The organism is Vibrio sp. 10N.222.49.C12, from assembly GCF_041475025.1.
Taxonomy (GTDB): Bacteria; Pseudomonadota; Gammaproteobacteria; order Enterobacterales; family Vibrionaceae; genus Vibrio; species Vibrio crassostreae_C.
Genome location: NZ_JBFRVF010000002.1, coordinates 48,837 through 55,108 on the forward strand (window position 1 = coordinate 48,837; position 6,272 = coordinate 55,108).

A 6,272-nucleotide genomic window follows, 5' to 3' on the forward strand; every position below is an offset into this window, starting at 1 on the left:
CCCAGCCTCCCCTTATATTGATATTTTCTGCCAAGTAACAGTCGTGATAAAGGGGAGGAGCTAAAAGCACCACTCTCACTTTATTTTCCTAACTTTTCGAATCCCGCACCTGCTCTTAAGCTTTTATCTTCAAAACAGGACACGCCTTATTCACGCCCCAATCTTTATGCCCCTTAACATTCTCATCTGAAATCAAGAACTGCTCTTGCAGTGCAGCCATCAAACCAAACAGTGCCTTGCGCTGCGCAAGTGTGAAGTTATCTTCTGGTTGCAGCTCGGCATTACAACCGCCAACCAAACAAACCCCAATATTGCCCTTGTTGTGTCCTTTCACATGCGCGCCAGTTTGCGACAGCGGCCTGCCCAATTGGACATCCCCATTGCGACGAATAACAAAGTGATACCCCACATCGCGCCAGCCTTTCTTTTTATGCCATCGACGAATCTCGGCTACGCCTACATCTTGCTGTGGCGGCGTGGCGCTGCAATGCACAGTAATAAAGGAATATGGCGGGCAATGAGGTAAGCGGAGTAAAACCGAAACCAGGCTGAATGAATAGGATGCTGAAGGCAAACAAGGATCTAACGAAGGGATGAGCGTGAGCTTGCTAGCCTGTTCTTCCGAGTCTTCTTGATCTTGTGAGCCCATTCGCTCTTGCGAACAAGCCCGCTCTGGCAAAGCAGAAGCCTCTAATGGCTGGTTTGGAACTCGATCAGTTGCTGGTGGAGTGTTTGACAAAATAAATCCTCGTGTTGTTGTAAATAGGCGATTAAAGACGTTGATAGCGATTCTTTTAAATCAGGGTGCAATGCGATGTGTTGTCGCAGACTGGTGGCTACGGTTTTTGCATAGCCGGGGTGGTGGTTTACATAGCGTAAATACATCACGTAATAACCCAGAGGCTGCTTACGCCGTGCTCGGCTGATCATCCAACAAATATCGTCATAGCTGGGGGTGTCACCGCATTCATCCTCATTAAAATAACAACCTTCTAAATGGCTTTCTTTATAACCGTTAACTTCATAGCTCAGTACTTGGCCAAACCCATCACTATCACTAAAAAATAACGGCTGACGTGATTGAGTGAGGGAGTTAGCACGGCACTCGATGCTCGCCATTCCGGGTTGATACGCTGAAATAAAAAGAGAAACAATCGCCTTCATTAAGCACCTTATTGCTGTATGGGGAGAGCAATGTACTTCAAGAATCTTGATTGGGGTTGGCGGGCAATACTGCGAAAACGGAGGAACACAAAAAAGTGAGAAGTGCTTCGAAAAGCCATTGCTTAATAAGGTTGATGTTGCATATCTATCCGAGGCGATTAACCAAACATCTTTTCTTACAACTTATCTCATGGGCCTTTCGCCCCTAAAGCGCCAAAAAGTGTTGTTAATGCTTCTGTATATCAATGGATTTCTATACGAATGACTAATTAACAAGGAGCGTTAACCATGTGTGTTTCTCTAATTCTTTCTTTCATCCCATTAAAAACTGGCTCGCCCATCAGCAAGTTGGTGTTATTAAAATTGGCCGATAACGCCGATGCGCGCGGCGTGTGTTTTCCTTCCCTCAATTACTTGGCGCAATATTGCGAAGTGTCGGTAAGAACCGTGAAACGACACGTTAACGAGCTCGAAAAACAAGGTTTTGTGAAGCGGATAAAGCGCTTTGATGATTCAGGACGCCAGCGCAGCAACATATATCAGCTGCGCCTTCCCAGCGACAGCCACATTCAACAGATCGATCTAGACCAAGCGAATCAAGAGAACACGAATGTAGAACAAACAGGTTTACCGTCAGCTTCGTCGGAATATCCACAGAAGACAGAACATGCGAAGAAAACCGACCATTCAAACACTCCCCTGGGTGACTCAAGATCCACCACGGAGAGTGATCATCCGGCACACATAATCTTTCATAAAGAACATAAAACAGAGTTGAGCTTGAAAAACGGCAGCTTGGATGACACCGATGTACTTGATCCTCCAAGCGGTTCTGAACAACATGAGATCTCGACACCTAAAACCAACGTCACAAACCCCATAAGCCAACAGAATGAAGCCGTGATTCACCTGCTCACCAAAGAGGGCAGCGCGCCGATTTATCATGAGTTCTACAAAATCTTAGAGCGAACCTACCCAAAGTTAGATGTGCTGCAAGAACTGCATGCCATGCAAGCCTGGCTGTACATCAACCCCGATAAGCGCAAACCCTTTGAGCACATTGGTCACTTTGTGAATGGCTGGCTAAGAAGAAGCGCCCAAGCCAAAGCGAAGCGAGACTCATCGCCAGTCTTTAAGCAGGCTAGAGCGGCTAAGCAAACAAAAGCGGCTAAACCAGCAAGGGCTTCTGCTTCTACATCGACCAAGGAAGCTAAAACCCAACCGGCAGCCAAGACCATGGTTCACAAACAACCCACGCCCGTCTCTCAGGCCCTAGCGGACTACCAAGCCAAAAGCACCACCAATCCGTTCGAAGCACGTATCAAGGCCCTAGTTCAATCCAAATCGCCCTGCACGGATTCTAAAAAGTGACCATTCGATTATTCACAGACTAAGCGCTTGCTCACACAGCTAAAAGCTATTGAAAACCAATGATTTAGGAAGCGAAAAGCTTAGGAAAACCAAAGGCTAGGGCAGACCAAGCGCGAATACAGACAAAAAACGTCAAGATACAAAAGTAGAATTAGGGAGAGGGCAAATGGACGATATCAGCCTAAAAAAACTGACAACGGAAGAAAAAGTCACCATTTTAGAAAAAGAGATAGCGCGAGTAGAAGGACGCATTGGCGAGTTTTTGAAACTGCTGGTTAACCACTACCCACAAGGGCTAACACGCACCGAGATTAAAGCGTTATTGGCGGTAAACAATAACCCGAGCTTCGTCTCGCTGTACCGCAACGGCAATATTTTTATTGATATAGAAAAACGCTACTGCGACGCAGCACAAGAAAACCGATACCACATAGGCACTCAGTACCTACAAGACGTACAATGCTCTCGCTGGGTAAATGCTTGGTAAGATGTTCGACCAGACAGGGTGAATTTCAAACTGGTTAATGTGCACTTACTTTGCTAGAATGCCCCGCATATTTAAAACCGTATGAAAAACGCATAAAGCGAACAAATTGTCACTATTGCCTTTAGGAGCCAAACCTAAGGGCGGTAGCGTACCCAGATTTAGCTTGTTAGCAAGTATAGCAATTCAAAAGCGCGACAAGCTACTGAAAGGCTGCTTTTGGCGGCCTATTGGGGCAGTTTTTAAAAAGACAGCAAAATCTAGGTTTTATAAGGGATTGTCGAAAATAGACTGTCTCAAAATGAATAAAAAGTGTCTCAGTATGTTTAATACAACTGAGGCATTTTGGAAGTAAATTACCCGCAGAATTAAGAATTAAGAATTAAGAATTAGGAATTAAATATTTTAGGAATAAGTATGGCGTCCATGTTCGAAAACACCAAAGTAGCGATAATTGGCTTGGGTTATGTTGGTTTACCGCTCGCGGTAGAGTTCGGTAAAAAGATGCCAACGTTAGGTTTTGACATCAACCAATCTCGCGTTGATGAGCTCAGAAGTGGTTCGGATTTTACGCTTGAATGTTCGGAAGAAGAACTAAAAGAAGCTCAGTTTCTGACATACACGGCAGATCTAAACCAACTCAAAGAAGCCAATGTTTACATTATTACTGTGCCGACGCCAATTGACGAGCATAGGCAGCCTGATTTAACCCCATTGATCAAAGCATCAGAAGCTTTGGGGTCAATAGTTAGCCAAGGCGATATTCTCATTTATGAATCAACGGTCTACCCTGGTGCTACTGAAGAGGTGTGTTTACCTGTTGTAGAACGAGTTTCAGGCTTAACATTTAATAAAGACTTCTTTGCGGGTTACTCGCCAGAGCGCATTAACCCGGGGGATAAAGAACATCGGGTTACGAATATCTTAAAAGTGACCAGTGGCTCGAATGATAAAGTTGCAGAGTTTGTTGACCAACTGTATAAAACTATCATTACCGCAGGTACGCATAAAGCCTCTAGCATCAAAGTAGCAGAAGCGGCAAAGGTAATAGAGAACACTCAACGTGATGTCAACATTGCATTGATTAATGAACTTTCAATCATCTTCAACAAGCTAAACATCGACACCTTAGAAGTATTAGAAGCGGCTGGCACCAAATGGAACTTTTTACCGTTCCGTCCAGGTTTAGTAGGGGGGCACTGTATTGGTGTTGATCCATATTACCTAACGCATAAAGCTCAGACTGTTGGTTATCATCCTGAAATGATCCTAGCGGGGCGTCGTTTGAACGATGGCATGGGTAAGTATGTTGTCTCTGAATTGGTAAAGAAGATGCTCAAGCAACGTATCCATGTTGAAGGAGCCAACGTATTAGTGATGGGGCTTACTTTTAAAGAAAACTGCCCAGATCTGCGTAATACGAAAGTAGTTGATATTGTCGCTGAACTAAAAGAATACAACATCAATGTCGATATTGTTGATCCTTGGTGTTCAAATGAAGAAGCGCAACATGAGTACGGCTTATCGTTAACCCAGCCGAAATCCAACCACTACGATGCCATTATCATGGCGGTAGGCCACAATGAGTTTAAGCAAATGGGTGCGGCAGAAATTCACGCATTAGGTAAAGAGTCTCACGTACTCTACGACTTGAAATACGTACTGGATAAATCAGACGTAGATATGCGTTTATAGGTTGGTTTACGGGAGGGTAGATATTCGTTACTTAACAGAATGTTTATCCCTCCTTCCCCCCTTAAGCACTGAATTGTTAGTAAAGAGACATCATGACTAAATTCGAACAAATCAAAAGCGAAATTGTTGCCACTCCCAAAACCTGGTTAGTAACTGGTGTTGCTGGTTTTATTGGCTCCAACCTTCTAGAAACATTATTAAAACTAAACCAAAAAGTGGTGGGTTTAGATAACTTTGCAACTGGCCATCAGCGTAACTTGGATGAAGTAAAAGGTTTAGTTGAGGCTTGCCAGTGGGATAATTTTACGTTCATAGATGGTGATATTCGTAATTATGAAGTCTGTAATGATGCCGTTAAAGGCGTAGATTACGTATTACACCAAGCGGCTCTAGGCAGTGTGCCACGCTCTATCGCGGATCCTATCACGTCTAATGCAGCGAATATTACGGGTTTTCTTAATATGCTCACAGCAGCCAAAGAAGAGCAAGTAAAAAGCTTTACCTATGCGGCAAGTAGCTCAACCTATGGCGACCACCCAGCGCTGCCTAAGCTTGAAGAAAATATCGGTAACCCATTATCACCTTATGCTGTAACTAAGTATGTCAATGAGCTTTATGCAAATGTGTTTGCTCGCACTTATGGGTTTAAAAGTATAGGACTGCGTTATTTTAACGTATTTGGCCCACGTCAAGATCCGAATGGTGCTTACGCGGCGGTTATTCCAAAGTGGACAGCGTCAATGATACAAGGTGAAGAGGTATTCATTAACGGCGATGGTGAAACCAGTCGCGATTTTTGCTTTATCGATAATACAGTGCAAATGAATATTTTGGCAGCTACAGCACCAAATAATGCGAAAGATGAAGTGTACAATGTGGCCTTAGGTGACAGAACCACCTTAAACGAACTCTATTTCTCCATTCAGCGCGCACTGAATGATCTCGATGTTCAGCATTGCGCTCCTCCTTCTTATCGCGATTTCCGTGCCGGTGATGTAAGGCACTCGCAGGCCAATATTGCAAAAGCACATGAAAAGCTGGGTTATGCCCCAGAGTATCGAATTCAAGATGGTATCCATAAGGCGATGCCTTGGTACAAGAAATTCATCGGCTAACAGAATTAAATACTTGTTATTGGCGTTGTTGGCTCAGTAGTAATTTGATTCGCACCAACAGTTTGAACATTAAGTTAGATGAGTACAATCACTAGCGAGCTAAGGGAAACACAGGAAAATCGCACGAATATCCCCGTATTATAAGGGATGAGGGTTGATTACGGACCGACCATCAAATTTTCAAATGCTGTCAGGGCAAGATCATGAAAAGCCTATATGGAATAAAGGCTCAGACGTGTTGATGTATTGCTTCAAAGTATCGTGAATCTCCCAAAATAACAACTTAATAGACGATCGATTTGACGATCGATTTGACGATCACTATTGGCTGTGATCATATACTGTCTTTTGCTAGGTATAGGACATGGACGGCAGGGAAATCGCACGTACATCCCCGTATTATAAGGGATGAGGGTTAATTACTGACCATCAAATTTTCAAAT

Annotated in this window: 6 protein-coding genes; 4 read left to right on the forward strand and 2 right to left on the reverse strand. The window is 43.8% G+C overall.

Going from position 1 to position 6,272, the window contains the following annotated elements; genetic code table 11:
* Window positions 1–115: 115 nt before the first annotated feature.
* Both AB4583_RS01315 and AB4583_RS01320 read right to left on the reverse strand, forming a co-directional pair.
* The gene (locus tag AB4583_RS01315) at window positions 116–679 is read right to left on the reverse strand and encodes an N-acetylmuramoyl-L-alanine amidase (RefSeq protein WP_372116083.1); all 564 of its coding nucleotides are present in this window, start codon (window positions 677–679) and stop codon (window positions 116–118) included.
* An 11-nt stretch (window positions 680–690) separates the two neighbouring features.
* On the reverse strand, window positions 691–1,164 hold the full coding sequence (locus AB4583_RS01320; protein ID WP_372116070.1) for a hypothetical protein: 474 nt from the start codon (window positions 1,162–1,164) through the stop codon (window positions 691–693).
* Window positions 1,165–1,452: 288 nt separating this feature from the next.
* Between AB4583_RS01320 and AB4583_RS01325 the strand changes: the two genes are divergently transcribed.
* The 4 genes from AB4583_RS01325 to AB4583_RS01340 all read left to right on the forward strand — a co-directional run bounded on the left by AB4583_RS01325 (window position 1,453) and on the right by AB4583_RS01340 (window position 5,829).
* Window positions 1,453–2,535: a helix-turn-helix domain-containing protein gene (locus tag AB4583_RS01325; RefSeq protein ID WP_372116071.1), complete on the forward strand. Its 1,083-nt coding sequence runs from the start codon at window positions 1,453–1,455 to the stop codon at window positions 2,533–2,535.
* Between the two features lie 166 nt (window positions 2,536–2,701).
* Window positions 2,702–3,022, forward strand: coding sequence for a hypothetical protein (locus tag AB4583_RS01330; RefSeq protein ID WP_372116073.1), 321 nt, complete (start codon window positions 2,702–2,704; stop codon window positions 3,020–3,022).
* A gap of 414 nt (window positions 3,023–3,436) precedes the next feature.
* Entirely contained in the window at window positions 3,437–4,714 is a 1,278-nt protein-coding gene (gene tviB / locus AB4583_RS01335) for a Vi polysaccharide biosynthesis UDP-N-acetylglucosamine C-6 dehydrogenase TviB (protein WP_372116074.1), read from the forward strand.
* Between the two features lie 92 nt (window positions 4,715–4,806).
* Window positions 4,807–5,829 (forward strand): SDR family oxidoreductase, encoded by a 1,023-nt coding sequence (locus tag AB4583_RS01340; RefSeq protein ID WP_372116075.1) that lies wholly within the window; start codon window positions 4,807–4,809, stop codon window positions 5,827–5,829.
* Window positions 5,830–6,272 lie beyond the last annotated feature (443 nt).

Coding starts and splice junctions, on each gene's coding strand:
- AB4583_RS01330 (WP_372116073.1), top strand. CDS start 2,702: ATGGACGATATCAGCCTAAAAAAACTGACAACGGAAGAAAAAGTCACC.
- AB4583_RS01320 (WP_372116070.1), bottom strand. CDS start 1,164: ATGAAGGCGATTGTTTCTCTTTTTATTTCAGCGTATCAACCCGGAATG.
- AB4583_RS01325 (WP_372116071.1), top strand. CDS start 1,453: ATGTGTGTTTCTCTAATTCTTTCTTTCATCCCATTAAAAACTGGCTCG.
- tviB (WP_372116074.1), top strand. CDS start 3,437: ATGGCGTCCATGTTCGAAAACACCAAAGTAGCGATAATTGGCTTGGGT.
- AB4583_RS01340 (WP_372116075.1), top strand. CDS start 4,807: ATGACTAAATTCGAACAAATCAAAAGCGAAATTGTTGCCACTCCCAAA.